This window comes from Sphingomonas molluscorum, assembly GCF_039522995.1.
In the GTDB taxonomy this organism is placed as follows: domain Bacteria; phylum Pseudomonadota; class Alphaproteobacteria; order Sphingomonadales; family Sphingomonadaceae; genus Sphingomonas; species Sphingomonas molluscorum.
The window spans coordinates 56,022-81,698 of record NZ_BAAAEL010000001.1 but is presented as its reverse complement, the minus strand read 5'-3'; the positions used below and the strand labels follow the sequence as shown (position 1 = coordinate 81,698).

34 protein-coding genes are annotated in these 25,677 nt (G+C 65.9%); 32 read left to right on the top strand and 2 right to left on the bottom strand.

Going from position 1 to position 25,677, the window contains the following annotated elements; genetic code table 11:
- The first annotated feature begins 36 nt into the window (after nt 1-36).
- From fusA to guaA, 31 genes are all read left to right on the top strand, one after another.
- A complete protein-coding gene (gene fusA, locus ABDZ92_RS00460; RefSeq protein WP_125961415.1) occupies nt 37-2,130 on the top strand; it encodes an elongation factor G in 2,094 nt (697 codons plus the stop codon).
- Nucleotides 2,131-2,206: 76 nt separating this feature from the next.
- Complete coding sequence (gene tuf / locus ABDZ92_RS00455) at nt 2,207-3,403, top strand: elongation factor Tu (RefSeq protein ID WP_125961414.1); 1,197 nt, start codon at nt 2,207-2,209, stop codon at nt 3,401-3,403.
- A gap of 241 nt (nt 3,404-3,644) precedes the next feature.
- Entirely contained in the window at nt 3,645-3,953 is a 309-nt protein-coding gene (gene rpsJ / locus ABDZ92_RS00450; RefSeq protein WP_033921125.1) for a 30S ribosomal protein S10, read from the top strand.
- Nucleotides 3,954-4,259: 306 nt separating this feature from the next.
- Nucleotides 4,260-5,009: a 50S ribosomal protein L3 gene (gene rplC / locus ABDZ92_RS00445; RefSeq protein ID WP_125961413.1), complete on the top strand. Its 750-nt coding sequence runs from the start codon at nt 4,260-4,262 to the stop codon at nt 5,007-5,009.
- A gap of 2 nt (nt 5,010-5,011) precedes the next feature.
- Nucleotides 5,012-5,638: a 50S ribosomal protein L4 gene (gene rplD, locus ABDZ92_RS00440; protein WP_125961412.1), complete on the top strand. Its 627-nt coding sequence runs from the start codon at nt 5,012-5,014 to the stop codon at nt 5,636-5,638.
- Entirely contained in the window at nt 5,631-5,948 is a 318-nt protein-coding gene (locus ABDZ92_RS00435) for a 50S ribosomal protein L23 (protein ID WP_125961411.1), read from the top strand. The genes rplD and ABDZ92_RS00435 overlap by 8 nt, the downstream gene beginning before the upstream one ends.
- Entirely contained in the window at nt 5,948-6,796 is an 849-nt protein-coding gene (gene rplB, locus ABDZ92_RS00430) for a 50S ribosomal protein L2 (protein WP_125961410.1), read from the top strand. Before ABDZ92_RS00435 ends, rplB begins: the two co-directional genes overlap by 1 nt.
- Nucleotides 6,797-6,799: 3 nt before the next feature.
- Nucleotides 6,800-7,078, top strand: a complete 279-nt coding sequence (gene rpsS / locus ABDZ92_RS00425) for a 30S ribosomal protein S19 (protein WP_125961409.1) — start codon at nt 6,800-6,802, stop codon at nt 7,076-7,078.
- Complete coding sequence (gene rplV, locus ABDZ92_RS00420) at nt 7,078-7,455, top strand: 50S ribosomal protein L22 (protein ID WP_125961408.1); 378 nt, start codon at nt 7,078-7,080, stop codon at nt 7,453-7,455. Before rpsS ends, rplV begins: the two co-directional genes overlap by 1 nt.
- Nucleotides 7,455-8,162, top strand: a complete 708-nt coding sequence (gene rpsC / locus ABDZ92_RS00415) for a 30S ribosomal protein S3 (RefSeq protein ID WP_125961407.1) — start codon at nt 7,455-7,457, stop codon at nt 8,160-8,162. The genes rplV and rpsC overlap by 1 nt, the downstream gene beginning before the upstream one ends.
- A gap of 11 nt (nt 8,163-8,173) precedes the next feature.
- Nucleotides 8,174-8,605 (top strand): 50S ribosomal protein L16, encoded by a 432-nt coding sequence (gene rplP / locus ABDZ92_RS00410; RefSeq protein ID WP_125961406.1) that lies wholly within the window; start codon nt 8,174-8,176, stop codon nt 8,603-8,605.
- A gap of 2 nt (nt 8,606-8,607) precedes the next feature.
- A complete protein-coding gene (gene rpmC, locus ABDZ92_RS00405) occupies nt 8,608-8,811 on the top strand; it encodes a 50S ribosomal protein L29 (RefSeq protein WP_125961405.1) in 204 nt (67 codons plus the stop codon).
- A gap of 12 nt (nt 8,812-8,823) precedes the next feature.
- The gene (rpsQ, locus tag ABDZ92_RS00400; protein WP_125961404.1) at nt 8,824-9,096 is read left to right on the top strand and encodes a 30S ribosomal protein S17; all 273 of its coding nucleotides are present in this window, start codon (nt 8,824-8,826) and stop codon (nt 9,094-9,096) included.
- Between the two features lie 173 nt (nt 9,097-9,269).
- Complete coding sequence (rplN, locus tag ABDZ92_RS00395; protein ID WP_125961403.1) at nt 9,270-9,638, top strand: 50S ribosomal protein L14; 369 nt, start codon at nt 9,270-9,272, stop codon at nt 9,636-9,638.
- Nucleotides 9,638-9,952: a 50S ribosomal protein L24 gene (rplX, locus tag ABDZ92_RS00390; RefSeq protein WP_125961402.1), complete on the top strand. Its 315-nt coding sequence runs from the start codon at nt 9,638-9,640 to the stop codon at nt 9,950-9,952. The genes rplN and rplX overlap by 1 nt, the downstream gene beginning before the upstream one ends.
- Nucleotides 9,945-10,529 carry a 50S ribosomal protein L5 gene (gene rplE / locus ABDZ92_RS00385; protein WP_125961401.1) on the top strand — a complete coding sequence of 195 codons (585 nt, stop codon included), beginning with the start codon at nt 9,945-9,947 and terminating at the stop codon, nt 10,527-10,529. Before rplX ends, rplE begins: the two co-directional genes overlap by 8 nt.
- Before the next feature lie 95 nt (nt 10,530-10,624).
- Nucleotides 10,625-10,930 carry a 30S ribosomal protein S14 gene (rpsN, locus tag ABDZ92_RS00380; RefSeq protein WP_125961400.1) on the top strand — a complete coding sequence of 102 codons (306 nt, stop codon included), beginning with the start codon at nt 10,625-10,627 and terminating at the stop codon, nt 10,928-10,930.
- Nucleotides 10,931-10,941: 11 nt separating this feature from the next.
- Nucleotides 10,942-11,337 (top strand): 30S ribosomal protein S8, encoded by a 396-nt coding sequence (rpsH, locus tag ABDZ92_RS00375; protein WP_125961399.1) that lies wholly within the window; start codon nt 10,942-10,944, stop codon nt 11,335-11,337.
- Nucleotides 11,337-11,870, top strand: coding sequence for a 50S ribosomal protein L6 (gene rplF / locus ABDZ92_RS00370; RefSeq protein ID WP_125961398.1), 534 nt, complete (start codon nt 11,337-11,339; stop codon nt 11,868-11,870). The genes rpsH and rplF overlap by 1 nt, the downstream gene beginning before the upstream one ends.
- On the top strand, nt 11,870-12,229 hold the full coding sequence (gene rplR / locus ABDZ92_RS00365) for a 50S ribosomal protein L18 (RefSeq protein ID WP_125961397.1): 360 nt from the start codon (nt 11,870-11,872) through the stop codon (nt 12,227-12,229). The genes rplF and rplR overlap by 1 nt, the downstream gene beginning before the upstream one ends.
- Before the next feature lies 1 nt (nt 12,230).
- Nucleotides 12,231-12,932, top strand: a complete 702-nt coding sequence (rpsE, locus tag ABDZ92_RS00360) for a 30S ribosomal protein S5 (RefSeq protein ID WP_125961396.1) — start codon at nt 12,231-12,233, stop codon at nt 12,930-12,932.
- Between the two features lie 4 nt (nt 12,933-12,936).
- Nucleotides 12,937-13,113, top strand: a complete 177-nt coding sequence (rpmD, locus tag ABDZ92_RS00355) for a 50S ribosomal protein L30 (protein ID WP_125961395.1) — start codon at nt 12,937-12,939, stop codon at nt 13,111-13,113.
- Nucleotides 13,114-13,210: 97 nt separating this feature from the next.
- Entirely contained in the window at nt 13,211-13,738 is a 528-nt protein-coding gene (gene rplO / locus ABDZ92_RS00350; RefSeq protein WP_125961394.1) for a 50S ribosomal protein L15, read from the top strand.
- A gap of 207 nt (nt 13,739-13,945) precedes the next feature.
- Complete coding sequence (gene secY, locus ABDZ92_RS00345) at nt 13,946-15,313, top strand: preprotein translocase subunit SecY (RefSeq protein WP_125961393.1); 1,368 nt, start codon at nt 13,946-13,948, stop codon at nt 15,311-15,313.
- 22 nt (nt 15,314-15,335) lie between these two features.
- The gene (locus tag ABDZ92_RS00340) at nt 15,336-15,983 is read left to right on the top strand and encodes an adenylate kinase (protein ID WP_125961392.1); all 648 of its coding nucleotides are present in this window, start codon (nt 15,336-15,338) and stop codon (nt 15,981-15,983) included.
- Nucleotides 15,984-16,354: 371 nt separating this feature from the next.
- Nucleotides 16,355-16,723 carry a 30S ribosomal protein S13 gene (gene rpsM, locus ABDZ92_RS00335; protein ID WP_125961391.1) on the top strand — a complete coding sequence of 123 codons (369 nt, stop codon included), beginning with the start codon at nt 16,355-16,357 and terminating at the stop codon, nt 16,721-16,723.
- A 92-nt stretch (nt 16,724-16,815) separates the two neighbouring features.
- A complete protein-coding gene (gene rpsK / locus ABDZ92_RS00330) occupies nt 16,816-17,205 on the top strand; it encodes a 30S ribosomal protein S11 (protein WP_125961390.1) in 390 nt (129 codons plus the stop codon).
- A 98-nt stretch (nt 17,206-17,303) separates the two neighbouring features.
- Nucleotides 17,304-18,368 carry a DNA-directed RNA polymerase subunit alpha gene (locus ABDZ92_RS00325; RefSeq protein ID WP_125961389.1) on the top strand — a complete coding sequence of 355 codons (1,065 nt, stop codon included), beginning with the start codon at nt 17,304-17,306 and terminating at the stop codon, nt 18,366-18,368.
- A gap of 229 nt (nt 18,369-18,597) precedes the next feature.
- Entirely contained in the window at nt 18,598-19,020 is a 423-nt protein-coding gene (gene rplQ, locus ABDZ92_RS00320; protein WP_125961388.1) for a 50S ribosomal protein L17, read from the top strand.
- Between the two features lie 186 nt (nt 19,021-19,206).
- Nucleotides 19,207-21,309 carry a prolyl oligopeptidase family serine peptidase gene (locus ABDZ92_RS00315; protein ID WP_425542271.1) on the top strand — a complete coding sequence of 701 codons (2,103 nt, stop codon included), beginning with the start codon at nt 19,207-19,209 and terminating at the stop codon, nt 21,307-21,309.
- Between the two features lie 366 nt (nt 21,310-21,675).
- On the top strand, nt 21,676-23,235 hold the full coding sequence (guaA, locus tag ABDZ92_RS00310; protein ID WP_125961387.1) for a glutamine-hydrolyzing GMP synthase: 1,560 nt from the start codon (nt 21,676-21,678) through the stop codon (nt 23,233-23,235).
- A 77-nt stretch (nt 23,236-23,312) separates the two neighbouring features.
- Here guaA and ABDZ92_RS00305 read toward each other — a convergent pair whose 3' ends face one another.
- On the bottom strand, nt 23,313-24,671 hold the full coding sequence (locus tag ABDZ92_RS00305) for a PQQ-dependent sugar dehydrogenase (RefSeq protein ID WP_125961386.1): 1,359 nt from the start codon (nt 24,669-24,671) through the stop codon (nt 23,313-23,315).
- Entirely contained in the window at nt 24,671-25,120 is a 450-nt protein-coding gene (locus ABDZ92_RS00300) for a DUF2231 domain-containing protein (protein ID WP_125961385.1), read from the bottom strand. Before ABDZ92_RS00300 ends, ABDZ92_RS00305 begins: the two co-directional genes overlap by 1 nt.
- Nucleotides 25,121-25,300: 180 nt before the next feature.
- On the opposite strand from ABDZ92_RS00300, the gene ABDZ92_RS00295 reads away from it, so the two are divergent.
- Nucleotides 25,301-25,597: a hypothetical protein gene (locus tag ABDZ92_RS00295; protein WP_125961384.1), complete on the top strand. Its 297-nt coding sequence runs from the start codon at nt 25,301-25,303 to the stop codon at nt 25,595-25,597.
- Nucleotides 25,598-25,677: the final 80 nt, after the last annotated feature.

The window sequence follows — 25,677 nt, the reverse complement described above, 5'->3', positions numbered from 1 at the left end:
CACGCCGGCTCCCCACATCGCTAAGGAAGAACGATCATGGCCCGCAGCCATCCGCTCGAGCGCTATCGCAATATCGGCATCATGGCGCACATCGACGCCGGCAAGACGACCACGACCGAACGCATCCTCTATTACACCGGCAAGTCCTACAAGATCGGCGAAGTGCACGAAGGCACCGCGACGATGGACTGGATGGAGCAGGAGCAGGAGCGCGGGATCACGATCACCTCGGCGGCGACCACGTGCAAGTGGCGCGCTGAAGAGGGCAAGGGCGAAGAGCACCTGATCAACATCATCGACACCCCCGGCCACGTCGACTTCACGATCGAAGTCGAGCGTTCGCTGCGCGTGCTCGACGGTGCGGTTGCCTGCTTCGACGGCGTTGCCGGCGTGGAGCCGCAGTCGGAGACCGTGTGGCGCCAGGCGGACAAGTACAAAGTTCCGCGGATGTGCTTCGTCAACAAGCTCGATCGCACCGGCGCGAACTTCTACTACTGCGTGGACACGATCGTCGAGCGTCTCGGCGCGCGTCCGGCCGTGCTGTACATCCCGATCGGCGAGGAAGGCGGCTTCAAGGGCCTGGTCGACCTGGTCGAGAACCGCGCGATCATCTGGCTCGACGAGAGCCTGGGCGCGAAGTTCGAATATCGCGAGATCCCCGACGAGCTGAAGGAAAAGGCCGCGAAGTATCGCAGCGACCTGATCGAGATGGCCGTCGAGCAGGACGATGCGCTCATGGAAGCGTATCTCGAGGGCAACGAGCCGTCGGTCGCCGACCTCAAGAAGCTGATCCGCAAGGGCACGCTCGAGATGTCGTTCGTTCCGATCCTTTGCGGTTCGGCGTTCAAGAACAAGGGCGTTCAGCCGCTGCTCGACGCGGTGGTCGACTATCTGCCTTCGCCGCTCGACATTCCCGACGTGCAGGGCGTGAAGCTCGACGGCGAGACCGCGGACTCGCGTCCGCCGGAAGACAATGCGCCGTTCTCGGCTCTGGCCTTCAAGATCATGAACGATCCGTTCGTCGGCTCGCTCACCTTCACCCGCATCTATTCGGGCACGCTGACCAAGGGCAGCTACCTGAACTCGGTGAAGGACAAGAAGGAAAAGATCGGCCGTATGCTCCTCATGCACGCGAACTCGCGTGAGGACATCGAGGAAGCGCGCGCCGGCGACATCGTCGCGATCGCGGGCCTCAAGGAGACCACGACCGGCGACACGCTGTGCGACGCGTCGAACCCGATCATCCTGGAGCGGATGGAATTCCCCGAGCCCGTGATCGAGCTTTCGGTGGAGCCGAAGACCAAGGCCGACCAGGAAAAGATGGGCATCGCGCTCAACCGCCTGGCTGCCGAGGATCCCTCGTTCCGCGTGTCGACCGACCATGAGTCGGGCCAGACCATCATCAAGGGGATGGGCGAGCTCCACCTCGAGATCCTGGTCGACCGCATGAAGCGCGAGTTCAAGGTCGAGGCGAACGTCGGTGCGCCGCAGGTGGCGTATCGCGAGTATCTCGCCAAGCCCGTCGAGCTGACCTACACCCACAAGAAGCAGTCGGGTGGTTCGGGCCAGTTCGGTGAAGTCAAGGTTCAGGTGAAGCCGGGCGAGCGTGGCTCGGGCTACCAGTTCTTCGACGAGATCAAGGGCGGCAACATCCCGCGCGAATACATCCCGTCGGTGGAGAAGGGCTTCCGCGAGACGGCACAGACGGGCTCGCTGATCGGCTTCCCGATCATCGACTTCGAAGTGCACCTGATCGACGGTAAGTACCACGACGTCGACTCGTCGGCGCTGGCGTTCGAAATCTGCGCCCGTGGCGCGATGCGCGAGGCCGCTCAGAAGGCCGGCATCAAGCTGCTCGAGCCGGTCATGAAGGTCGAGGTCGTCACCCCGGAGGAATACCTGGGCGACGTTATCGGCGACATGAACAGCCGTCGTGGCCAGATCCAGGGCACCGACAGCCGCGGCAACGCGCAGGTGGTCGAGGCGATGGTGCCGCTGGCCAACATGTTCGGCTATGTGAACCAGCTCCGCTCGTTCACCCAGGGCCGTGCGCAGTACTCGATGCAGTTCTCGCATTATGACGAAGTGCCGCAGAACGTGGCCGACGAAGTGAAGGCGAAGCTGGCGTAACCCTGAAACAGTCGCTATGGGGCCGCGTTCGCGTGGCCCCTGATGCGGCAGCGGATTCGAATCAGAAGGTAGGAAAATGGCAAAAGCGAAATTCGAGCGGAACAAGCCGCACCTCAACATCGGTACCATCGGCCACGTCGACCACGGCAAGACGTCGCTGACCGCTGCGATCACGAAGATCCTGGCTGAGAACGTTGCGGGTAACGCTGCGGTCGACTTCGCCAACATCGACAAGGCTCCGGAAGAGCGCGAGCGCGGCATCACGATCTCGACCGCACACGTCGAGTACGAGACCGACTCGCGTCACTACGCGCACGTCGATTGCCCGGGCCACGCTGACTATGTGAAGAACATGATCACCGGTGCGGCGCAGATGGACGGCGCGATCCTGGTGGTCGCAGCGACCGACGGCCCGATGCCGCAGACCAAGGAGCACATCCTGCTCGCTCGCCAGGTTGGCGTGCCGACCATGGTGGTCTTCCTCAACAAGGTCGACCTCGTCGACGACGAGGAAATCCTTGAGCTGGTCGAAATGGAAATCCGCGAAGAGCTCTCCAAGCGTGAGTTCGACGGCGACAACATTCCGATCATCCGTGGCTCGGCGACCGCAGCTCTCTCGGGCTCGGACGACAAGCTCGGCAAGGACGCGATCCTGGCCCTCATGGCAGCAGTCGACGAGTCGATCCCGCAGCCGGAGCGTCCGCTCGACAAGCCGTTCATGATGCCGATCGAAGACGTGTTCTCGATCTCGGGTCGCGGCACCGTCGTCACCGGCCGCGTCGAGACCGGCGTTGTGAAGGTTGGCGAGGAAGTCGAGATCGTCGGCATCCAGGAAGCCGTCCGCAAGACCGTCGTCACCGGCGTTGAAATGTTCCGCAAGCTGCTCGACCAGGGCCAGGCAGGCGACAACATCGGCGCGCTGATCCGTGGCGTTGGCCGTGAAGAAGTTGAGCGTGGTCAGGTTCTGGCCAAGCCGGGTTCGATCAAGCCGCACACCGACTTCCAGTCGTCGGTCTACGTGCTGTCGAAGGACGAGGGTGGCCGTCACACGCCGTTCTTCGCCAACTACCGCCCGCAGTTCTACTTCCGCACCACGGACGTGACCGGCACGATCGAGCTGCCGGAAGGCACCGAGATGGTCATGCCGGGCGACGAAGTCGCGCTGGGCGTCAAGCTCATCGCACCGATCGCGATGGACGTTGGTCAGCGCTTCACCATCCGTGAGGGCGGTCGTACCGTCGGCGCGGGCGTGGTCAGCGAAATCAACAAGTAAGCCGCTCACAAGGCGACTGACAACAGCCGCCCGGCATCCCCAAAAAGGGGGTGCCGGGCGGTTGCCTTTTTGTAGAGGCCTCTGTAAGGGCGGCCTTCCAGTTTTTTTGAGTTTCGGCTCTTTCTCCGCCATCCCGGTTTCTTCCGGGATCTCAACCCGCCGGCGCTGCGCCTGCGGCACGAGCCCTCAGCTTCGGTTGGGGTGACGGCCGGGGTCGTGACCATTTCGCATCGGTAGGGATATGGACAACAACATCCGCATTCGCCTCAAGGCGTTCGACCATCGCGTGCTCGACCAGGCAGCCGGCGACATCGCCGACACCGCCCGTCGTACCGGCGCGCTGATCCGTGGTCCGATTCCGCTGCCCACGCACATCGACAAGTTCACCGTGAACCGCGGCCCGCACATCGACAAGAAGTCGCGCGAGCAGTTCGAGACCCGCACCTACAAGCGTCTCCTCGACATCGTGCAGCCGACCCCGCAGACGGTGGACGCGCTGATGAAGCTCGACCTCGCCGCCGGCGTTGACGTCGAGATCAAGCTGGCGTAATGCGCCGGCACCGCGACGCTTGGTGATTCACCGGGCGTCGCGCTTTCGCTTCCCGCGCTAAGTCGCGGTAGAGGCTGGGAAAGCAGCTACGGGATACCGAACGGCAGGGGATCATTCGATCAAAGCCGTTGTCCGCGTCCCCGCTATCGAGGGAAAAACAGGCGGTTCGTCCGCGGTGTTCCTCGATGACCGGCCCTGGCGGGGGCGTTTGTCGTGAGGGCTGGGGCTCCGGAGCGTGAAAGCGGCCGGGGCCTTTTTCGTTGGCAAGCTCGCCGGGATGGCGAGCCTCTGTTGGAGGAGTGGGTCATGCGCACTGGCGTGATCGCTAAGAAGATGGGAATGACCCGGTTGTTCCAGGATGACGGGCGCCACGTGCCCGTGACCGTCCTGGCGCTGGAAGAGGTTCAGGTGGTGGCGCAGCGCACTGCCGACCGCGACGGTTATGTCGCGGTGCAGATCGGTGCCGGCACTGCCAAGGCGAAGAACGTCGCCAAGCCGCAGCGCGGCCACTTCGGCAAGGCCGAGGTCGAGCCGAAGATGGAAGTCTGCGAGTTCCGCGTTGCCGAAGATGCGCTGCTGGACGTCGGTTCGACGATCTCGGCGGACCATTTCGTCGCCGGCCAGCTCGTCGACGTGTCCGGCAAGACCCAGGGTAAGGGTTTCGCGGGCGCCATGAAGCGCTGGAACTTCGGTGGTCTGCGCGCGACGCACGGCGTTTCGGTCTCGCACCGTTCGCACGGTTCGACCGGTAACCGTCAGGATCCGGGTCGCGTCTTCAAGAACAAGAAGATGGCCGGCCACATGGGCGACCGCAACCGCACGCAGCAGAACCTCGAGATCGTCTCGACGGATGCTGAGCGTGGTCTCATCTTCGTCAAGGGTTCGGTCCCGGGTCACAAGGGCACCTGGCTGATCGTCAAGGACGCGGTGAAGGTCGCGCGCCATGCCGACGCGCCGTACCCCGCCGGCCTGAAGGCCGTCGCCAACAGCAACGAAACCCCGGCCGAGGCGCCCGCACAGGCGGCTCCCGAGGCGACCGAAGGCCAGGAGGGCTGAACGTGAAGGTCAAGGTACAGACCCTCGACGCCGCCGAGAGCGGCGACATCGAGCTGAAGGACGAGGTGTTCGGCGTCGAGCCGCGTGCCGACATCCTGCACCGCGTCGTGACGTGGCAGCTGGAAAAGCGTCGCGGCACCGCCCGTGGCACCCGCGAGCGTGCGGACGTCGCACGCACCGGCAAGAAGCTCGGTCGCCAGAAGGGCGGCGGCGTCGCTCGTCACGGCGATCGTCGCGCTCCGATCTTCGTCGGCGGCGGTAAGGCGCACGGTGCTCGTGTTCGCGACTTCAATCCGTCGCTGAACAAGAAGATCCGCGCGCTGGGCCTGCGCATGGCGCTGTCGAGCCACGCCAAGGCGGGTTCGCTGATCGTCGTCGACGGCCTCACGGTCGAGGACGGCAAGACCAAGGCGCTGACCGGCAACCTGTCGAAGCTGGGCTTCGGCAAGACCGCGCTGGTGATCGACGGCGACGCCGTCGAGACGAGCTTCGCGCTCGCTGCTCGCAACCTGCGGGCCGTGAACGTGCTGCCGGCCGGTGGTGCCAACGTCTACGACATCCTGAAGCATGACACGCTGGTGCTCACCCGCGCCGCTGTCGAAAAGCTGGAGGCGCGCTTCCATGGCTAAGGCAAGCAAGGCGGTCGACGTCCGCCACTACGACGTGGTGCTCGCGCCCCACATCACCGAGAAGTCGACCCTGGTGTCGGAGCAGAACGCAGTCGTGTTCAAGGTGGCGAAGACCGCCTCCAAGCCCGAGATTAAGGCGGCGGTTGAAGCGCTGTTCGACGTGAAGGTCACCGGCGTGAACACGATCGTCGTCAAGGGCAAGACCAAGCGCTGGAAGGGCGAAGCCTACAAGCGCACGGACATCAAGAAGGCGATCGTTACCCTGGCCGAAGGTCAGTCGATCGACGTAACGCAGGGGACCATGGCGTAATGGCACTCAAGCATTACAACCCGACCTCGCCGGCACGGCGCGGCCTGGTCCTCGTCGACCGTTCGGGTCTGTTCAAGGGGCGCCCCGTAAAGGCGCTGACCGAGGGCAAGACCAAGACGGGCGGCCGCAACAACAAGGGTCACGTGACCTCGCGCGGCATCGCCGGCGGTCACAAGCAGCGCTATCGCATCGTCGATTTCAAGCGTCGCCTGTGGGACGTCGAGGGCACCGTGGAGCGGATCGAGTATGATCCCAACCGCACGGCCTTCATCGCGCTCGTCAACTATGGCGAGATCGACGGCAAGCAGAGCCTGGCCTACATCATCGCCCCGCAGCGTCTGGGCGTTGGTGACAAGGTGATCGCCGGTCGCAAGACCGACGTGAAGCCGGGCAACGCGATGGAGCTGGGCCAGGTGCCCGTCGGCACCATCGTCCACAACGTCGAGATGAAGCCTGCCAAGGGTGGTCAGATCGCACGTTCGGCCGGCACCTATGTGCAGGTCGTGGGCCGCGACAAGGGCATGGTCATCGTTCGCCTGAACTCGGGCGAGCAGCGCTACATCCGTGCTGAGTGCATGGCGACGGTCGGTGCGGTTTCGAACCCGGACAACCAGAACCAGAACCTCGGCAAGGCTGGCCGCACCCGTTGGCTGGGCAAGCGCCCGCTGACCCGCGGCGTTGCCAAGAACCCGGTCGACCACCCGCACGGCGGTGGTGAAGGCCGGACCTCGGGCGGCCGTCATCCGGTCACCCCGTGGGGCAAGCCGACGAAGGGTGCGCGCACTCGTCACAACAAGGCGACCGACAAGATGATCATCCGGTCGCGTCACGCGAAGAAGAAGGGCTGATAGATGGCTCGTTCTGTTTGGAAGGGCCCGTTCGTCGAACTGAGCCTGCTGAAGAAGGCGGAGGCCGCTCAGGAAGCCGGTACGCGCGCTGGTCCGATCAAGACCTGGTCGCGTCGTTCGACGATCCTGCCGCAGTTCGTCGGCCTGACGTTCAACGTGTACAACGGTCGCAAGTTCGTGCCGGTGTCGGTCAACGAAGAGATGGTGGGCATGAAGCTCGGCGAGTTCGCTCCCACCCGCTTCTTCCCCGGCCACGCCGCCGACAAGAAGGGTAAGCGCTGATGAGCAAGCAGGCAGCCCCTCGCCGCGTGGGCGAGAAGGAAGCACTGGCAGTCGCCACGCAGGTGCGTGGCTCGGCCCAGAAGCTGAACCTCGTCGCCGGCCTCATCCGCAACCGCTCTGCCGGTGAAGCGATGAACATCCTCGCCTTCTCGAAGAAGGCGATGGCCGTGGACGTCCGCAAGTGCCTCGCTTCGGCGATCGCCAACGCGGAGAACAACCACAACCTCGACGTCGACGCTCTCGTCGTGAAGGAGGCTTCGGTCGGCAAGTCGATCACCATGAAGCGGTTTGCTACCCGCGGCCGTGGTAAGTCGACCCGCATCCTGAAGCCGTTCAGCCGCGTGCGCATCGTCGTTGCCGAGGTGGAGGAAGCGTAATGGGTCAGAAGTCGAACCCCATCGGTCTGCGTCTGCAGATCAACCGCACCTGGGACAGCCGCTGGTTCGCGGAAGGCCATGACTATGGCCGTCTGCTGCTGGAGGATCTCAAGATCCGCAAGTACATCACCGAGACGCTGCCGCAGGCCGCGATCTCGAAGGTGGTGATCGAGCGTCCGGCCAAGCTGTGCCGCGTGTCGATCTATGCAGCCCGTCCGGGCGTGATCATCGGCAAGAAGGGCGCCGACATCGAGAAGCTTCGCAAGAAGCTCGCTGCGATGACCTCGTCCGACGTGTCGCTGAACATCGTCGAGATCCGCAAGCCCGAGATCGACTCCAAGCTGGTGGCACAGGGTGTCGCGGACCAGCTCGAGCGTCGCATCGCCTTCCGTCGCGCCATGAAGCGCGCGGTGCAGTCGGCGCTTCGTCTGGGCGCCGAGGGCATCCGGATCACCTGCGCCGGCCGTCTCGGCGGCGCCGAGATCGCACGTACCGAATGGTACCGTGAGGGTCGCGTTCCGCTGCACACGCTGCGCGCGAACGTCGACTATGCCGAAGCGACTGCACACACCGCCTATGGCGTGTGCGGCGTGAAGGTGTGGATCTTCAAGGGTGAGATCCTCGGCCACGACCCGATGGCGCAGGACCGGCTGATGCTGGAGGCTCAGACCTCCGGCGTGCGTCCGGCCCGCGATGACCGCCGCTAAGGACTAGGAAAATGCTGCAACCAAAGCGCACCAAGTTCCGCAAGGCCTTCAAGGGCCGCATCCATGGCGACGCCAAGGGTGGCACCGCGCTCAACTTCGGCTCCTACGGGCTGAAGGCGATGGAGCCGGAGCGGATCACCGCTCGCCAGATCGAGGCGGCTCGCCGCGCGATCACGCGCCACATCAAGCGCCAGGGCCGTCTCTGGATCCGCGTCTTCCCGGACGTTCCGGTTTCGTCGAAGCCTGCCGAAGTCCGCATGGGCTCGGGCAAGGGTTCGCCGGAGTTCTGGGTCGCTCGCGTCAAGCCGGGCCGGATCCTGTTCGAGCTGGACGGCGTGCCCGGCCCGCTCGCGGCTGAGGCATTCGAGCGTGCAGCGATGAAGCTGCCGATCGCGGTCAAGGTCGTTGCCCGTCTGGGCGACACCTCGCACCTGGAGGGTTGAAAATGACCAAGGCAACCGATCTGCGCGCCAAGAGCGACGATCAGCTGACCGAGGAGCTGGGCAACCTGAAGCGTGAGGCGTTCAACCTCCGCTTCCAGGCTGCGACCAGCCAGATGGAAAAGCCGAGCCGCGTCAAGGAAGTCCGTCGCGACATCGCACGGATCAAGACGCTGCAGAGCGAGCGCACGCGCTCGCAGGCCAAGTAAGGGACGACTGACATGCCGAAGCGCGTGCTGACCGGGACGGTCGTCTCGGACAAGACCGACAAGACGGTGGTGGTGAAGGTGGAGCGCAAGGTGAAGCACGCGCTCTACGGCAAGATCATCCGCCGTTCGAAGAAGTACCATGCCCATGACGAGGGCAACGAGTACCGCGAGGGCGAGACCGTGCGCATCGAAGAGACTGCGCCGATCTCCAAGCTCAAGACCTGGAAGGTCGTGGACCGCGTGAACACCCACGCGACCCCGGCCCAGGTGGCGGCGGAGGCCTAAGGGCCTCCACCTCCGGCCTTTCGGGGCCGGAAACGGGAATTGGGGCAGGGGCTTGCGTTCCTCCCCAGGGACGGCTAGTTGGCCGCTCCCCCTGGCGCGGTTGCCCGCGCCGGGGGTTCGTTTTTGAAGGCGGGCGCCGGTCGGAATCGGGCCCATAGAGAAGGAAGCGCATCATGATTCAGATGCAGTCCAATCTCGACGTCGCAGACAACAGCGGCGCGAAGCGGGTGCAGTGCATCAAAGTGCTGGGCGGCTCCAAGCGCCGCACGGCAGGTGTGGGCGACGTCATCGTCGTCTCCATCAAGGAGGCCGCACCCCGCGGCCGCGTGAAGAAGGGTGACGTGCACCGCGCCGTCATCGTTCGGACCGCCAAGGACATCCGTCGCACCGACGGTTCGGTGATCCGTTTCGACGGCAACGCCGCGGTGCTGGTCAACAAGAACGAGGAGCCGATCGGCACCCGTATCTTTGGCCCGGTGGTTCGCGAGCTGCGTTCGCGCGGCTTCATGAAGATCATCTCGCTCGCGCCGGAGGTGCTGTAATGGCTGCCGCCAAGATCAAGAAGGGTGACCAGGTCATCGTCCTGTCCGGCAAGGACAAGGGCAAGACCGGCGAAGTCGTCCGTTCGATGCCGAAGGACGGCAAGGTTGTGGTGTCGGGCGTGAACATCGCCGTGCGCCACCGCAAGCCGACCCAGGTCAACCCGCAGGGTGGCCTCGAGCGTTCGGAAGCGCCGCTCCACATCTCGAAGGTCGCGCACGTCGTTGACGGCAAGCCGACCCGCGTCCGCTTCGAAGAGCGCGACGGCAAGAAGGTCCGCGTGGCCGTGAAGACGGGGGATGTCATCAATGGCTGACAAGTACACGCCGCGGATGAAGTCGATCTACGACGACCGCATCGTCAAGGCGATGACGGAGAAGTTCGGCTACAAGAACGCGCTCGAAGTGCCCCGGATCGAAAAGATCGTGCTCAACATGGGCGTGGGCGAGGCGACGCAGGACAAGAAGAAGGTCGAGCAGGCGGCTTCCGAAATGGAGCTGATCGCCGGCCAGAAGCCTGTCGTCACCAAGGCGAAGAAGTCGATCGCGCAGTTCAAGCTGCGTGAAGGCATGGCGATCGGCTGCAAGGTCACGCTGCGCCGGGAGCGGATGTACGAGTTCCTCGACCGCTTCATCACGATCGCGCTTCCCCGCGTCCGCGACTTCCGCGGCCTGAACCCGAAGTCCTTTGACGGTCGCGGCAACTATGCCTGCGGCATCAAGGAGCAGATCGTGTTCCCGGAAATCAGCTATGACCGCGTCGACAAGGTGCGCGGCATGGACGTGATCGTCACCACCACCGCCAAGACCGACGACGAAGCTCGCGAGCTTCTGCGTCTGTTCGGCTTCCCGTTCCCGCAGGCGCAGGACGGCGAGCAGCAGAAGGCGGCCTAACCCATTGATGGGATCGCCCCGGCCATCGGTCGGGGCGGTGCCGCAACAAGGGCTTCGGCGCGTTGCCGGGGCCAGACTAGGAAGAGCTTAAGTCCATGGCGAAACTGAGTTCGATCAACAAGAACGAGCGTCGCAAGCAGCTGGTGAAGAAGTACGCCGGCAAGTATGCGAAGCTGAAGGCGCAGGCAGCGGACACCTCGCTGGACGAGACCGAGCGCCTGATCGCGCGCCTGAAGATGGCCGAGATCCCGCGCAACGGCAATCCGACCCGGATTCGCAACCGCTGCGAGGTCACTGGCCGCCCGCGCGCCTACTACCGCAAGTTCCGCCTCGCCCGCGTGATGCTTCGTGATCTTGCCAACCGCGGCATGATCCCCGGCGTCGTCAAGTCGAGCTGGTAAGGACCGTACCGATGGCATTGACCGATCCCCTGGGTGATATGCTCACCCGCATCCGCAACGGCCAGCGCGCGCGCAAGGACTCCGTCCTGTCGCCGGCGTCCAAGCTGCGGACCCGCGTCCTCGACGTGCTTCAGCGCGAGGGCTATATCCGTGGCTACAGCGAAGAGCAGATGGGCCCCGCGGCCGGCGTCCGCATCGAGCTGAAGTATTTCGAGGGTCAGCCGGCGATCAAGCACGTCGCGCGCGTCTCGAAGCCCGGTCGTCGCGTCTACTCGGGCAGCCAGGAGCTGCCGCGCGTTCGCAACGGCCTCGGCATCACGATCGTCTCGACGCCGCGTGGCGTTCTCTCCGACGCCGAAGCGCGCGAGCAGAACGTCGGTGGCGAAGTGCTGGCGGAGGTGTTCTAATGAGCCGCATCGGCAAGAAGGCAGTCCCGGTTCCGGCCGGCGTCACTGCCAACATCGCCGGCCGTGAGCTGAGCGTGAAGGGTCCCAAGGGCACCCTCTCCATGCCGCTCGCGGACGACATCGCCTACGAAGTCACCGACGGTGGCATTTCGGTGCAGCCGGCGAACGACACCAAGCGCGCTCGTGCCTTCTGGGGCATGCAGCGTACCCTGGTGCAGAACCTGGTGACCGGCGTGACCGAGGGCTTCTCCAAGAAGCTGCTCATCACCGGCGTCGGCTATCGTGCGGCAGCGCAGGGCAAGGTCCTCAAGCTGCAGCTCGGCTATTCGCATGACGTGAACTTCGACATCCCCGAGGGGATCGAGGTGAAGACCCCGGATCAGACCACGGTCGAAATCTCGGGCATCGACAAGCAGAAGGTCGGCCAGGTCGCCGCTGAGATCCGCCGCTGGCGGAAGCCGGAGCCCTATAAGGGCAAGGGCATCAAGTACGACGGCGAGTTCATCTTCCGCAAGGAAGGGAAGAAGAAGTGATGTCTACCAAGGGTATGTCGCTGTTCGAGAAGCGCCGCCGCCGCAACCGTACCGCGCTTCGTGCGCGCTCGGGCGGTCGTCCGCGCCTGTCGATCCACCGTTCGGGCAAGCACATCTATGCCCAGGTCATCGACGACGCCGAGGGCCGGACGGTCGCTTCGGCTTCGACGCTGGAAAAGGACGTGCGTGGCCAGAGCGGCGCGAACGTCGATGCCGCCAAGGCGGTTGGCCAGCGCGTCGCGGAGGCCGCAAAGGCTGCCGGCGTGACGCAGGTGGTGTTCGATCGTGGTGGGTTCCTCTTCCACGGACGCGTCAAGGCGCTGGCGGAAGCCGCGCGCGAGAGCGGATTGGAGTTCTAAGATGGCCGACGAGAACAACCAGGCCGAAGCCCCCGTCGAGACGACGGGCGCAGAGGCAGGCGCGCCCCAGGGCCGTGGTCCGCGTGGCGGCCGTGGTCGTGGCGGTGAGCGTGGTCGTGGCGGCCGGGACGGCAACCGCGGGCGTCGCGACGATCGTCGCAACGAGGATGGTGGCGAGGAGCTGATCGAAAAGCTCGTCCACATCAACCGCGTTTCGAAGACTGTGAAGGGCGGTAAGCGCTTCGGCTTCGCAGCCCTCGTCGTCGTTGGCGACGGCAAGGGCCGCGTCGGCTTCGGTCATGGCAAGGCGCGCGAAGTGCCGGAAGCCATCTCCAAGGCGACCGCTTCGGCGAAGAAGGCGATGGTCCGCGTTCCGCTCAAGGACGGTCGCACGCTCCACCACGACGGCAACGGCCACTTCGGTGCCGGTCGCGTGACGGTGCGTTCGGCGCCTGCCGGTACCGGCATCATCGCAGGTGGCCCGATGCGCGCCATCTTCGAGAGCCTGGGCGTGGCCGACGTCGTGACCAAGTCGGTCGGCACGTCGAACCCGTACAACATGATCCGTGCGACCTTCGAGGCGCTGAACGAGCAGACTTCGCCGAAGTCGGTCGCACAGCGTCGTGGCAAGAAGATCGCCGACCTGCTGGGTCGCGGCGGATCGCAGGCTGCCGAGGCGGAAGCCGCGGCGGTGGTGGAGTAATCCCATGGCTACCGTGAAGATCACGCAGACCGGTTCGCCGATCCGGCGCACCAAGGACCAGCGCGCGACGCTCGTCGGCCTGGGCCTCAACAAGATGCACAAGACGGTCGAACTGACCGACACCCCCGAGGTGCGCGGCATGATCCGCAAGGTGCAGCACATGGTGTCGGTCGAAGGCTGAAGCCTTCACCTTCACCGGTGACAAATAAGGGGAAGGGGGCTATGCGGCCCCCTTCCTCATTTCATCAGCGCGTAAAAAGCGAAAGCGAGTGCAACTCATGAAGCTCAACGAACTCACCGACAACCAGGGCGCCCGTCACCGCAAGATGCGCGTCGGCCGCGGCATCGGCTCCGGCAAGGGCAAGACCGCAGGCCGTGGTCAGAAGGGCCAGAAGAGCCGCGAAGGCGTCTCGATCAAGGGCTTCGAGGGCGGTCAGATGCCGCTCCACATGCGTCTGCCGAAGCGCGGCTTCAACAACATCTTCGCCAAGGATTATGCTGAGGTGAACCTCGGCGCGATCCAGAAGCTGGTGGACGCCGGCACGCTGACCGCGACCGACATCGACCACGCAGCGCTCAAGGCAGTTGGCCTGGCCCGCGGCGGCAAGGACGGCGTGCGTCTGCTCGGCAAGGGCGAGCTGACTGCCAAGCTGAGCTTCACCGTCGCCGGCGTGTCGGCTTCGGCGCGCGAGGCAGTCGAGAAGGCTGGCGGCACCGTCAACGTGATCGAGGTCGTGCCGGCTGCCGAGAAGGCAAAGGCCAAGAAGGGCCAGACCCTGGCCGCCAAGAAGGCCGCGCGCGCCTGATCGGCGCCGCCTGAACGTCGTTCGCGTCGGGCCCGTCCGCTTCCGCTCTGCTTCCGGCTTGGCCGAGCGGGCAGGGGTGGGCGGGCCCGCTCGTTTGAAAGGGCCGCCGGCGTTTCGCCGCGGACCCGTTAGACATCCCGGCCTTTAGCCCTATATGGGCGCCGGGGGTGGGGCATCAGCGCCCGCCAGCATCATCGGGACACATTCATGGCAGCGGCATCCGACGGCCTTGCAACCAACCTGAACCTGGCCAAGTTCGGCCAGGCGACCGAGCTCAAGAAGCGCCTGTGGTTCACGCTTGGCGCGCTGATCGTCTTCCGCATGCTCAGCTACGTGCCGCTGCCGGGGATCGATCCGACCCAGCTCGGCCTGCTCGCCAACCAGACGCAGGGCGGCGTGCTCGACTTCTTCAACACCTTTTCGGGCGGCGCGCTGACGCGCATGTCGGTGGTGGCGCTGGGCGTCATGCCGTACATCACCGCCTCGATCGTCGTGCAGCTCGCCAGCTCGCTGTCGCCGCAGCTCGCCGCGATCAAGAAGGAAGGCGAATCGGGCCGCAAGAAGCTCAACCAGTACACCCGCTACGGCACGGTCGCGCTGACGGCGGTGCAGGGCTATTTCATCGCCGTGGGTCTCGAGGCGTTCGGCGCCCAGGCCGGCGCGCAGGCGGTGATCGAGCCGGGCATGACCTTCCGCATCGCGGCGGTCATCTCGCTGATCGGCGGCACCATGTTCCTGATGTGGCTGGGTGAGCAGATCACCAGCCGCGGCATCGGCAACGGCATCTCGCTCATCATCATGGCGGGCATCGTCGCCCACCTGCCCACCACGCTCGTCCAGCTGTTCGAGGGCAGCCGTTCGGGCACGCTCGATCCGCTCAAGCTCGTCGGCATCACGGTTGCGGTGATCGGCCTCGTCCTGTTCATCTGCTTCATGGAGCGCGCCCAGCGGCGCATCCTGATCCAGTATCCCAAGCGCCAGACCGCGCGCGGGGTACAGGCCGACCGCAGCCACCTGCCGCTCAAGATCAACACCGCGGGCGTCATCCCGCCGATCTTCGCGTCGTCGCTGCTGCTGATGCCGGTCACGATCACCCAGTTCGCCGGCCAGGCGGCAGAGGGCCAGAGCTGGTGGGGCGATTTCGTGATCAGCCTCAACCAGTATCTGCAGCACGGCAGCCCCGTGTACATGCTGCTTTACGGCGCCGGCATCGTCTTCTTCTCGTTCTTCTACACCGCCGTGGTGTTCAATCCGGAAGAGACGGCCGACAACCTCAAGCGCTACGGCGGCTTCATCCCCGGCATCCGCCCGGGCAAGAACACCGAGGCGTATTTCGATTACGTGCTGACCCGCATCACCGTGATCGGCGCGGCCTATCTGGTGATCCTCTGCCTGCTTCCGGAGTATCTGGTCTCGGCCCTCGCTATTCCCTTCTATCTTGGTGGGACTAGCCTTCTGATCGTGGTCAACGTAACCATGGACACGGTTACGCAGATCCAGTCGCACCTGCTGGCGCACCAGTATGGGGACCTGATCAAGAAGGCCAAGCTCAAGGGCGGCCGCGCGCGTCGCTGATCGATCGAAGAGGGGAAGACACGTGGACATCATCCTGCTCGGACCGCCGGGCGCCGGCAAGGGTACGCAGGCGAGCCGTCTGGAGCATGATCGCGGGATGGTGCAGCTGTCCACCGGCGACATGCTGCGCGCAGCGGTGAAGGCAGGCTCGCCCGTGGGGCTCAAGGCGAAGGCGGTGATGGAGGCGGGTGAGCTCGTTTCCGACGCGATCGTCTCGGCCCTGATCGGCGAGCGCCTCGACCAGCTCGAGGAAGGGCAGGGCGCGATCTTCGACGGCTATCCGCGCACCGCGGCCCAGGCCGACGCGCTCGACCTGCTGCTCGAGCATCGCGGTCGCCGCCTGGCCTATGTCATCGAGCTGGTGGTGGACGAGGATGCGCTGGTCGAGCGCATCGTCGGCCGCTTCACCTGCGCCGTCTGCGGCACGGGCTATCACGACAAGTTCAAGCTGCCCAAGGTCGAGGCGACCTGCGACGCCTGCGGCTCGATCGAGTTCAAGCGCCGGCCGGACGACAACGAAGAGACGGTGCGCACCCGCATGGCCGAGTATCGCGCCAAGACTGCGCCGATCCTGCCCGGCTACGAAGAACGCGGGCTCGTCGAGCGAGTCGACGGCATGGCCGACATGGACACGGTCGCCACGCAGATCGCGGACATCCTCAACCGCTGAGGCGGGCGGGGGCTTCGGCCCCCGCCTTTCTGTGCCCCGGCGAAGGCCGGGGCCTAGCGACGGTAAGGGCGCGACTCCAGCCGCGGGCCTCTTCAACTAGGTTCCGGTCCGCCCGCAGATACCGGGCTAGCCCCGGGGCTCCGGGGCCTGCCGCCCCCTCCGCCGCAACCACCCGCACGCTCCATCGCAAATTTGGTTCCGCCGGGCGGTTGACAGCTTTCCCGCCCGGGCTTACCTGCGCTTTACCCCGACACACCGGTCCCGGCGGCGCGCACGCGTGTCCGCCGCAATTGTGCGTTTCGGGTCAACGCTACGAGATGGGGCGCGCGTATAGCCATGCGGTGCCTCGTGGAGCTGGGAGAATAAAGTTCATGGCACGTATCGCGGGTGTTAACATCCCGACCAACAAGCGCGTCATCATTGCGCTTCAGTACATCCACGGCATTGGTCCTGCGAAGGCCAAGCAGATCACCGACGCGCTGGGCATCGCTGCCGAGCGTCGCGTGCAGGACCTGAGCGATCAGGAAGTGCTGCAGATCCGCGAGACGATCGACGCCAGCCACACCGTCGAGGGTGACCTCCGTCGCGAAACCGCGATGAACATCAAGCGCCTGATGGACCTGGCCTGCTACCGCGGCCTGCGTCACCGCAAGGGCCTGCCGGTCCGTGGCCAGCGCACGCACACCAATGCGCGCACCCGCAAGGGCAAGGCCAAGCCGATCGCAGGCAAGAAGAAGTAATTCGTCCGGGGGACGAATTACTCCGCCGGAGGCAGGTTTGAGGCGGATTGCCTCCCGGTCGCCGGATCACGCACTTCAGGTCAGGAATACCTATGGCACAGGCTGCACAGCGCCTCCGTCGGCGCGAACGCAAGAACATCACTGCAGGCGTCGCGCACGTGAACGCCAGCTTCAACAACACCATGATCACCATCACCGACGCGCAGGGCAACGCGATCAGCTGGTCTTCGGCCGGCATGATGGGCTTCAAGGGTTCGCGTAAGTCGACCCCGTACGCCGCCCAGGTCGCTGCCGAGGACGCAGGCCGCAAGGCTGCCGACCACGGCGTGCGCACCCTGGAAGTCGAAGTGAAGGGCCCGGGTTCGGGCCGTGAGTCGGCGCTGCGCGCGCTGCAGGCCGTTGGCTTCCAGATCACGTCGATCCGCGACGTGACCTCGATCCCGCACAACGGCGTGCGCCCCTCCAAGCGCCGCCGCGTTTGATCGATCCCGTCCGGCCGTCGCGACCCTTGTTGGCTGCGCGGCCGGATCGTCATTCGGCGCGGGCAGCCCCCGCCTGCGCCCACAACTAGGGGAAGCCCGTGTCTGTCAACGCTAAGAACTGGCAGGAACTCAAGAAGCCCGGCGGCCTCGAGAAGAAGTCCGGTGGCGATTCCAAGCGCAAGGCGACGTTCGTTGCCGAGCCGCTGGAGCGTGGCTTCGGCCTGACGCTCGGCAACTCGCTGCGCCGGGTGCTGCTGTCGTCGCTGCAGGGCGCCGCGGTCACCTCCATCAAGATCGAGAACGTGCTGCACGAATTCTCGAGCCTGGCGGGCGTGCGCGAGGACGTGACCGACATCGTCCTCAACGTGAAGCAGATCGCGCTCAAGATGCAGGGCGAGGGCGCCAAGCGCCTCCAGCTGTCCATGACCGGCCCGGCCGAAGTCAAGGCTGGCGACATCGCCGTTTCGGGCGACATCGAGGTGATGAACCCCGAGCTCGTGATCTGCCACCTCGACGAGGGCGCGACGCTGAACATGGAACTGACCGCCGAGAGCGGGAAGGGCTATGTGCCGGCAGCGAGCAACCGCCCGGCCGACGCGCCGATCGGCCTCATCCCGGTCGATGCGCTGTTCTCGCCGGTGCGCCAGGTGTCGTACAAGGTCGAGAACACCCGCGTGGGTCAGGAGCTCGACTACGACAAGCTGACGCTGACCGTCGAGACCGACGGCACGGTGACCCCGGAGGACGCGATCGCCTATGCGGGCCGCATCCTTCAGGACCAGCTGGCGCTGTTCGTGCACTTCGACGACTCGTCGGTCACCCGTCAGGCGCCGACCGGCGCTGCGGCTCCGGCGCAGGTCGCCGAGTCGGCGGGCGACACCGCGCAGATCAATCGCTTCCTTCTCAAGAAGGTCGACGAGCTGGAACTGTCGGTACGTTCGGCAAACTGCCTGAAGAACGACAACATCATCTACATCGGCGATTTGGTTCAGAAGACCGAGGCAGAGATGCTGCGCACCCCGAACTTCGGCCGCAAGTCGCTCAACGAGATCAAGGAAGTGCTCTCGTCGATGGGCCTGCGCCTCGGCATGGAAATCCCGGGCTGGCCGCCCGAGAACATCGAGGAAATGGCCAAGAAGCTCGAGCAGGAAATCATGGGCTGATCCGCACGCCCGCAGCCTTGCTGCGGGCGAGACGGAACAGCCCCGGCCGGCGGGCCGGTGCAAACCGGCCCGTTCGACGTCGCGGCTTTGCCGCGGCGGGCTCCGGGTTCAGAGCGTCAGGTTCAAAGATGCCGGCACTGCCGGCATGACGGTATTGTTGGGTGGCTCACCGTCCCACCAGGTCTGGGGTTTCCGTGACACGGCCCCTTAACGAACGAAGGAAGTTATCATGCGTCATCGCGTTGGCGGTCGTAAGCTGCAGCGTACCTCGGCCCATCGTCTGGCCCTGTTCCGCAACATGTCGGCCGCGCTGATCAAGCACGAGCAGATCACCACCACCGTCGCCAAGGCGAAGGAACTGCGTCCCTACGTCGAGAAGCTGGTGACGCTGGCGAAGAAGGGTGGCCTGTCCAACCGTCGTCTCGCCCACGCCCGTCTCCTCGACGATGCGCAGTTGGTGAAGCTGTTCGACGTGCTGGCGACCCGCTATGCCGATCGCAACGGCGGCTACACCCGCATCATCAAGGCCGGCATCCGCGCGTCGGACGCCTCGCCGATGGCGATCATCGAGTTCGTCGACCGCGACGTCTCGGCCAAGGGCCAGGACTCCGGTCCGGTCGTGACCGAAGAGGACTTCGACGAAGCCGCATAATCGGCGACGTCGCATGCCGCACCTAAGCGGTTGCAAACAAAGAAGGGCCGGGCCAGTTTGGCGCCGGCCCTTTCTTTTTTCCCCGGAGAGCACCTGGTGTCACGACGCGTCTGCGCGACTGCAATGACTTTGGTTTCGCTGGCGCTCGCCGGCTGCGGCAAGTCCGATCCGGGCTTTCGCGCCGGCATGCCCGGCCTTTCGCAGTCGCCGTCCCACAAAGCCGAGGTAACCATGTCCTACCCCGAAACGCGCCGGGTCGATCAGGTCGACAAGCTCTTCGGCGAGAAGGTCGAAGATCCGTATCGCTGGCTGGAAAACGACGTCCGCACCGATCCGGAGGTGGCCGCCTGGGTCGCAGCACAGAACCGGGTGACCGACGCGTACCTCGCGACGCTGCCCGGCCGCGCCATCTTCAAGGAGCGGCTGCGCACGCTGATCGACTATGAGCGCTTCGGCCTCCCGACCAAGAAGGGCGGCCATTACTTCTACACGCGCAACAGCGGCGTGCAGAACCAGTCGGTCCTCTATGTCCGCGACACCCTCGACGGGCCGGGCCGCGTGCTGATCGATCCCAATGGCTGGGCGGCGGACGGCGCCACCGCGCTGTCCGAATGGGTGCCGTCGGAGAACGGCCGCCTGATCGCCTATGGCATCCAGGACGGCGGCACCGACTGGCGCACGCTCAAGGTGCTCGACGTCGCCACCGGCAAGCCGCTCGAAGACGAGGTCAAGTGGGCGAAGTTCACCGCCGTCGCCTGGGCGCACAACGGGTCGGGCTTCTTCTACTCGCGCTTCCCGGAGCCGGAGCAGGGGGCGGCCTTCCAGGCGCTGAACCTCAACCACGCGCTCTATTTCCACAAGATCGGCACGCCGCAGTCGGCCGACATCAAGGTCTATTCGACCCCCGACAAGCCCAAGCAGAGCCACGTCGGCCAGGTCACCGACGACGGCAAGTGGCTGGTGATCACCACGTCGGAAGGCACCGACAACCGCTACGAGATCACGCTGATCGACCTGACGGACGCCCGCATGCGGCCCCGCACGCTGGTCCGCGGTCTCGAGAACAGCTGGGATCTCGCGGGCAACATCGGCAGCACCTTCTACTTCGTGACCGACAAGGACGCGTCGCGCGGCCGGATCGTCGCGATGGATGCGGCCGCCTCGACCGATCGCCTGCGCGAGATCGTGCCGCAGGATGAAGCGACGCTGCAGGGGGCGAAGATCACCGGTGGCAAGCTGATGGCGAGCTACCTGGTCGACGCGAAGACCGAGGTGCGCCGCTATACGCTCAACGGCGCGCGCGACGGCGCAGTGCCGCTGCCCGGCATCGGCACGGCCAGCGGCTTCGGCGGCGACCAGGACGATCCCGAGACCTTCTTCGCCTTCACCAGCTTCGCCACGCCCACGACGATCTACCGCTACGACGTCCGCACGGGCCAGGCGACGCCGTGGCAGACGCCCAAGGTCGCGTTCAACCCTGCCGACTATGACGTCGCCCAGCGCTTCTACGGCTCCAAGGACGGCACCCGCGTGCCGATGTTCCTGGTCCGCAAGAAGGGGACGACCGGCCCCGCGCCCACGCTCCTCTACGGCTATGGCGGGTTCAACTCGTCGGTGCTGCCCGCCTTCTCGTCCAACCGTCTGGCGTGGCTGGAGCAGGGCGGGGTGCTCGCGGTCGCCAACATCCGCGGCGGCGGCGAATATGGCAAGGCGTGGCACGACGGCGGCCGGCTCGCCAACAAGCAGAACGTCTTCGACGACTTCATCGCCGCGGCCGAGGATCTGATCGCGCAGGGTGACGCCACCAAGCAGCAGCTGGTGATCCAGGGCGGCTCCAACGGCGGCCTGCTGGTGGGTGCGGTCGTCAACCAGCGCCCCGACCTGTTCGCCGCGGCACTTCCCGCGGTGGGCGTCATGGACATGCTGCGCTTCGATCGCTTCACCGCCGGCCGCTACTGGGTCGACGACTATGGCAATCCGGCGGAGGAAGCGGACTTCAAGGCCCTGCGCGCCTATTCGCCGTACCACAACATCCGCAAGGGCAAGGACTATCCCGCGATCCTCGCCACCACCGCGGACACGGACGACCGCGTGGTGCCGGGCCACACCTTCAAGTACGTGGCAGCGCTTCAGGCGGCCAAGATCGGCGACAAGCCGCATCTCGTCCGCATCGAGACCCGCGCCGGCCACGGCTCGGGCAAGCCGACCGACAAGGTCATCGAGGAATATGCCGACCTCTGGGCATTCGCCGCCCGCTGGACCGGCATGGAGGTCAAGCCGGTCGAGTAAGGAGAGCGTGATGGCGTTGAGCGTATCCGTTCGTCCTGAGTAGCCGTTGAGCGAAGTCGAAACGGCGTATCGAAGGACCTGCGCAGGTGCTTCGATACGGCGCTTCGACAAGCTCAGCCCCTTCTCAGCACGAACGGCTTTGCTTGTTCTTATCGGGCTGTCGGGCGCATCCCCACCTCTCCCGTTTGTTTCGAGCAGCCGTCGAGCTTGTCGAGACGGCGTGTCGAGAAACCGGCCGCGGTTCTCTCGACACGGGCTCTCGACAAACTCGATCCCTGCTCGGGACCAACGGAAGGCGGGGGGGCGGAGTAGGTCCCTCGCCAAAGGGGCTGGCAGCGCGCACAAGCTCTGCTATCGCGCGCTGCCATGAGCGTTCATCCCACAGACTCCATCCTGATCGTTGACTTCGGCAGCCAGGTCACGCAGCTGATTGCCCGCCGCGTCCGCGAGGCCGGCGTCTACAGCGAGATCGCGCCCTTCCAGTCCGCGGCCGAAGCCTTCGAGCGAATGCGCCCGCGCGGCGTGATCCTGTCGGGCGGTCCCGCCTCGGTGCCGGAGGAGGGGAGCCCGCGCGCACCCCAGGCGATCTTCGATTCGGGCGTGCCGGTGCTCGGCATCTGCTATGGCCAGCAGGTCATGACCCAGCAGCTCGGCGGCACCGTCGAAAAGGGCATGAGCGGCGAGTTCGGCGAAGCCTATATCGGCGTCGAGGATCGCTGCGGCCTGTTCGACGCGCTCTGGGATGAGGGCGATCGCCATCAGGTGTGGATGAGCCACGGCGACAAGGTGACGGCGCTCGCCCCCGGCTTCCGGGTGGTCGCGACCAGCCCCGGCGCCCCCTTCGCAGTGATCGCCGACGACACGCGCCGCTACTACGGCACCCAGTTCCACCCCGAAGTCGTCCATACCCCCGACGGCGGCCGGCTGATCGGCAACTTCGCCCGCCACGTCTGCGGCCTCACCGGCGACTGGACGATGGCCGAGTTCCGCGAGGCCAAGATCGCCGACATCCGCGCCCAGGTCGGCCAAGGCCGCGTGATCTGCGGCCTGTCGGGCGGCGTCGACTCGGCGGTGGCGGCGGTCCTGATCCACGAGGCGATCGGCGAGCAGCTCACCTGCGTGTTCGTCGACCACGGCCTCATGCGCACCGGCGAGGCCGAGCAGGTCGTCTCGCTGTTCCGCAACCACTACAACATTCCGCTCGTGCACGTGAACGCGGAACCGCTGTTCATGAACGGCCTCGCCGGCGTCACCGACCCGGAGGCCAAGCGCAAGTTCATCGGCAAGACCTTCATCGACGTCTTCGAGGACGAGGCGAAGAAGATCGGCGGCGCCGAGTTCCTGGCCCAGGGCACGCTCTATCCGGACGTGATCGAGAGCGTCAGCTTCACCGGCGGCCCGTCGGTGACGATCAAGAGCCACCACAATGTCGGTGGCCTGCCCGAGCGCATGAACATGAAGCTCGTCGAGCCGCTGCGCGAACTGTTCAAGGACGAGGTCCGCGAGCTCGGCCGCGAGCTGGGCCTGCCCGACGCGTTCGTCGGCCGTCACCCGTTCCCCGGGCCCGGCCTCGCGATCCGCATCCCGGGCGAAGTCACCAAGGAACGCTGCGACATCCTGCGCAAGGCCGACGCCATCTACCTCGAAGAGATCCGCAACGCCGGCCTCTACGACGCGATCTGGCAGGCGTTCGCGGTGCTGCTGCCGGTCCGCTCGGTGGGCGTCATGGGCGATGGACGTACCTATGATTCGGTGCTGGCGCTGCGTGCCGTCACCTCGACCGACGGCATGACCGCCCAGGCGTTCCAGTTCCCCGGCGACTTCCTGCCGCGCGTGGCGACCCGCATCGTCAACGAGGTGAAGGGCATCAACCGCGTCACCTATGATTACACGAGCAAGCCGCCCGGCACGATCGAGTGGGAATGATCCCCGGCTCGCGCTAAGCGACCCGCATCCGTCCGGCGCACTCCACCCGAGTGCGCCGGACGTTGCGTTTGGGGATGTTACGTCCCGCTAGGGCCGCCGGAGCCGGCAGCGGGAGCCCCGCCGGCATGGCTGATCCGCCACACCGTGTTGCCGACGTCGTCCGCCACCAGCAGCGCGCCGGTGCGATCGACCGCAACGCCCACCGGCCGGCCGCGTGCCTTGCCGTCCTTCAGGAAGCCGGTGACGAAATCCTGCGGCATGCCGGTCGGCCGGCCGCCCTGGAAGCGGATGAACGCCACCTTGTAGCCATGCGGGTCGCTGCGGTTCCAGCTGCCATGCTCGCCGACGAAGGCGCCGCCCCGATAGGCCGCAGGGAAGCTCGCGCCCGTGTAGAAGGCGAGGCCGAGCGGCGCGACATGCGATCCCAGCGAGTAATCCGGGGAGATCGCCTTGGCGACCAGTTCGGGTCGCTGCGGCCGCACCCGCGGGTCCACATGCTGTCCATAATAGCTGTACGGCCAGCCATAGAAGCCGCCCGGCTGCACCGACGTCATATAGTCGGGCACCAGGTCCGGGCCCAGCTCGTCACGCTCGTTGATGACGGCCCACAGCGTGTTCGACCCGGGATAGAAGGTCAGCCCGTTGGGATTGCGCAGCCCGCTGGCATATACCTTTAGCAGACCGGTCTTCGGATCGACCTCCAGGATCGCCGCCCGGTCGCGTTCGGCCTCTTCGCCGCGCTCCATGGCATTGCTGTTCGATCCGATGCCCACATAGAGCCGGGTGCCGTCCGGGCTCGCAGTCAGGCTCTTGGTCCAGTGGTGGTTGATCGGTCCCGCCGGCAGGTCGGCCACCTTCACGCCGGGCGCGGTGATCCGCGTCTGCCCGGGCACGAAGGGATAGCGCACGATTGCGTCGGTGTTCGCGACATACAGGTCGCTTCCGATCACCGCCACGCCGAAGGGCGCATTCAGCTTGTCCACCAGCACGGATCGCCCGTCCGGCCGGCCGTCGCCATTGGCGTCGCGCACCAGGGTGATGCGGTTGCTCTGCGGCGGGGCCTCGCCGCTCTTCGCCTGGCCGTGCGCCATCGACATGATCCAGTCGCGGATCGGGTCCTTGGGCCGCTGGACCGGCTCGCCGCCTTCCTTCTTCGATTCCACGATCAGCACGTCGCCGTTCGGGAGCGCCAGCACGTTGCGCGGGTTGGCGAGCCCGGTCGCGATCGCCTCGATGCGGAACCCGGCCGGCACGGTCGGGGTCTCGCCCGCCTTCCAGCCCACGACCTTGTAGACGCCCACGTCGGAGATCAGCGCCTCCTTGGGCTCGGGCAGGAGGGGGTTCGGCCCGTATTGCGCGTTCGGGTCGATCTTCTGGCCGCCTCCGCAGCCGGCTAGGGCGGAAACGGCGAGCAGGGCTGCCAGGCTGCGCTTCATCACAGGTCTCCCGCCACGCGGCGATTGGCGGATTGCCAGAACCATCCGGCCAGCAGCGCGAGCACGACGGCCAGGATCGACAGCATCAGTCCGGTCGGCACCACCGCCGTCCACCCGTCGCGCGTGTGGACGAAGGAGTTGAACACCTCCACCACCCAGGCGGCCACGAACAGCAGCGCATGCGCCGCCCACGCGCCCGTGCGCCGCGCGCGCCTGCGGACCGTTTCCACGATCAGCACCACCCCGGCGACCCCACCCACGACCAGTCCCGCCAGCAGCAGCCAGCTGGAGAAGTTGAGCCACATCATGTCGGGTGCGCGGGAATAGGCGATGTCGGTGATCAGCGCGCCGACGAAGCAGGTGATCGGGACCGGGAGCAGCGCGGAATAGATCCGGTGGCCGAGGACGCCGGGTGGCCGTCGATCGGCGTGCGCGATGCTCTCGGCCATAGGCATGTCCTTCCCTGTGTCTGGAGGCAGTACGAGCGGAAGGGGAAGGGAGTTCCCGCGCGGGCGTCACGCGCGCGCGAAGCTGCCCAAAACGCTGTCTCGTCGATGAATGTCGCGGACGGGCTTCGTTCAGGCCGGCGCGCTTAGCTTCTCCCCATCGAGATCGTGAAGGAGAGAACCATGCGTACGCTGATCATCCTGGCCACTGTGGCCGCTGCGGCTTTCACTCCGGCCGCTGCATCCGCCCAGCGCTACGGCTACAACCACGAAGTCCGGCGCGAGGTGCAGGAATGCCGCCGCGAGCTGCGCCGGGCGGACAGCCGCCGCGAGTATCGCCGCGAACAGCGCGAGTGCCGCCGCGAGATCGCAGACGCGCGCCGCGACAGCCGCCGCGACTGGCGCCATGATCGCCGCGACTGGCGGGACGATCGCGGCCACTATGGCTGGCGCGACCGCAACTACGGCAGCCGCTGGTAAGCGCCGGGCGCCGGGCAGGGTATCGCACCTTGCCCGGCGCTGACGTTCCCGCCGAACCAAGCCGCCGTCCCGGCGTTGGT

Excerpts from the sequence above, each read along its gene's own strand:
- fusA (WP_125961415.1), top strand. The coding sequence starts at position 37 with ATGGCCCGCAGCCATCCGCTCGAGCGCTATCGCAATATCGGCATCATG.
- tuf (WP_125961414.1), top strand. The coding sequence starts at position 2,207 with ATGGCAAAAGCGAAATTCGAGCGGAACAAGCCGCACCTCAACATCGGT.
- rpsJ (WP_033921125.1), top strand. The coding sequence starts at position 3,645 with ATGGACAACAACATCCGCATTCGCCTCAAGGCGTTCGACCATCGCGTG.
- rplC (WP_125961413.1), top strand. The coding sequence starts at position 4,260 with ATGCGCACTGGCGTGATCGCTAAGAAGATGGGAATGACCCGGTTGTTC.
- ABDZ92_RS00435 (WP_125961411.1), top strand. The coding sequence starts at position 5,631 with ATGGCTAAGGCAAGCAAGGCGGTCGACGTCCGCCACTACGACGTGGTG.
- rplB (WP_125961410.1), top strand. The coding sequence starts at position 5,948 with ATGGCACTCAAGCATTACAACCCGACCTCGCCGGCACGGCGCGGCCTG.
- rpsS (WP_125961409.1), top strand. The coding sequence starts at position 6,800 with ATGGCTCGTTCTGTTTGGAAGGGCCCGTTCGTCGAACTGAGCCTGCTG.
- rplV (WP_125961408.1), top strand. The coding sequence starts at position 7,078 with ATGAGCAAGCAGGCAGCCCCTCGCCGCGTGGGCGAGAAGGAAGCACTG.
- rpsC (WP_125961407.1), top strand. The coding sequence starts at position 7,455 with ATGGGTCAGAAGTCGAACCCCATCGGTCTGCGTCTGCAGATCAACCGC.
- rplP (WP_125961406.1), top strand. The coding sequence starts at position 8,174 with ATGCTGCAACCAAAGCGCACCAAGTTCCGCAAGGCCTTCAAGGGCCGC.
- rpmC (WP_125961405.1), top strand. The coding sequence starts at position 8,608 with ATGACCAAGGCAACCGATCTGCGCGCCAAGAGCGACGATCAGCTGACC.
- rpsQ (WP_125961404.1), top strand. The coding sequence starts at position 8,824 with ATGCCGAAGCGCGTGCTGACCGGGACGGTCGTCTCGGACAAGACCGAC.
- rplN (WP_125961403.1), top strand. The coding sequence starts at position 9,270 with ATGATTCAGATGCAGTCCAATCTCGACGTCGCAGACAACAGCGGCGCG.
- rplX (WP_125961402.1), top strand. The coding sequence starts at position 9,638 with ATGGCTGCCGCCAAGATCAAGAAGGGTGACCAGGTCATCGTCCTGTCC.
- rplE (WP_125961401.1), top strand. The coding sequence starts at position 9,945 with ATGGCTGACAAGTACACGCCGCGGATGAAGTCGATCTACGACGACCGC.
- rpsN (WP_125961400.1), top strand. The coding sequence starts at position 10,625 with ATGGCGAAACTGAGTTCGATCAACAAGAACGAGCGTCGCAAGCAGCTG.
- rpsH (WP_125961399.1), top strand. The coding sequence starts at position 10,942 with ATGGCATTGACCGATCCCCTGGGTGATATGCTCACCCGCATCCGCAAC.
- rplF (WP_125961398.1), top strand. The coding sequence starts at position 11,337 with ATGAGCCGCATCGGCAAGAAGGCAGTCCCGGTTCCGGCCGGCGTCACT.
- rplR (WP_125961397.1), top strand. The coding sequence starts at position 11,870 with ATGTCTACCAAGGGTATGTCGCTGTTCGAGAAGCGCCGCCGCCGCAAC.
- rpsE (WP_125961396.1), top strand. The coding sequence starts at position 12,231 with ATGGCCGACGAGAACAACCAGGCCGAAGCCCCCGTCGAGACGACGGGC.
- rpmD (WP_125961395.1), top strand. The coding sequence starts at position 12,937 with ATGGCTACCGTGAAGATCACGCAGACCGGTTCGCCGATCCGGCGCACC.
- rplO (WP_125961394.1), top strand. The coding sequence starts at position 13,211 with ATGAAGCTCAACGAACTCACCGACAACCAGGGCGCCCGTCACCGCAAG.
- secY (WP_125961393.1), top strand. The coding sequence starts at position 13,946 with ATGGCAGCGGCATCCGACGGCCTTGCAACCAACCTGAACCTGGCCAAG.
- rpsM (WP_125961391.1), top strand. The coding sequence starts at position 16,355 with ATGGCACGTATCGCGGGTGTTAACATCCCGACCAACAAGCGCGTCATC.
- rpsK (WP_125961390.1), top strand. The coding sequence starts at position 16,816 with ATGGCACAGGCTGCACAGCGCCTCCGTCGGCGCGAACGCAAGAACATC.
- rplQ (WP_125961388.1), top strand. The coding sequence starts at position 18,598 with ATGCGTCATCGCGTTGGCGGTCGTAAGCTGCAGCGTACCTCGGCCCAT.
- ABDZ92_RS00315 (WP_425542271.1), top strand. The coding sequence starts at position 19,207 with ATGCCCGGCCTTTCGCAGTCGCCGTCCCACAAAGCCGAGGTAACCATG.
- guaA (WP_125961387.1), top strand. The coding sequence starts at position 21,676 with ATGAGCGTTCATCCCACAGACTCCATCCTGATCGTTGACTTCGGCAGC.
- ABDZ92_RS00305 (WP_125961386.1), bottom strand. The coding sequence starts at position 24,671 with ATGAAGCGCAGCCTGGCAGCCCTGCTCGCCGTTTCCGCCCTAGCCGGC.
- ABDZ92_RS00300 (WP_125961385.1), bottom strand. The coding sequence starts at position 25,120 with ATGGCCGAGAGCATCGCGCACGCCGATCGACGGCCACCCGGCGTCCTC.
- ABDZ92_RS00295 (WP_125961384.1), top strand. The coding sequence starts at position 25,301 with ATGCGTACGCTGATCATCCTGGCCACTGTGGCCGCTGCGGCTTTCACT.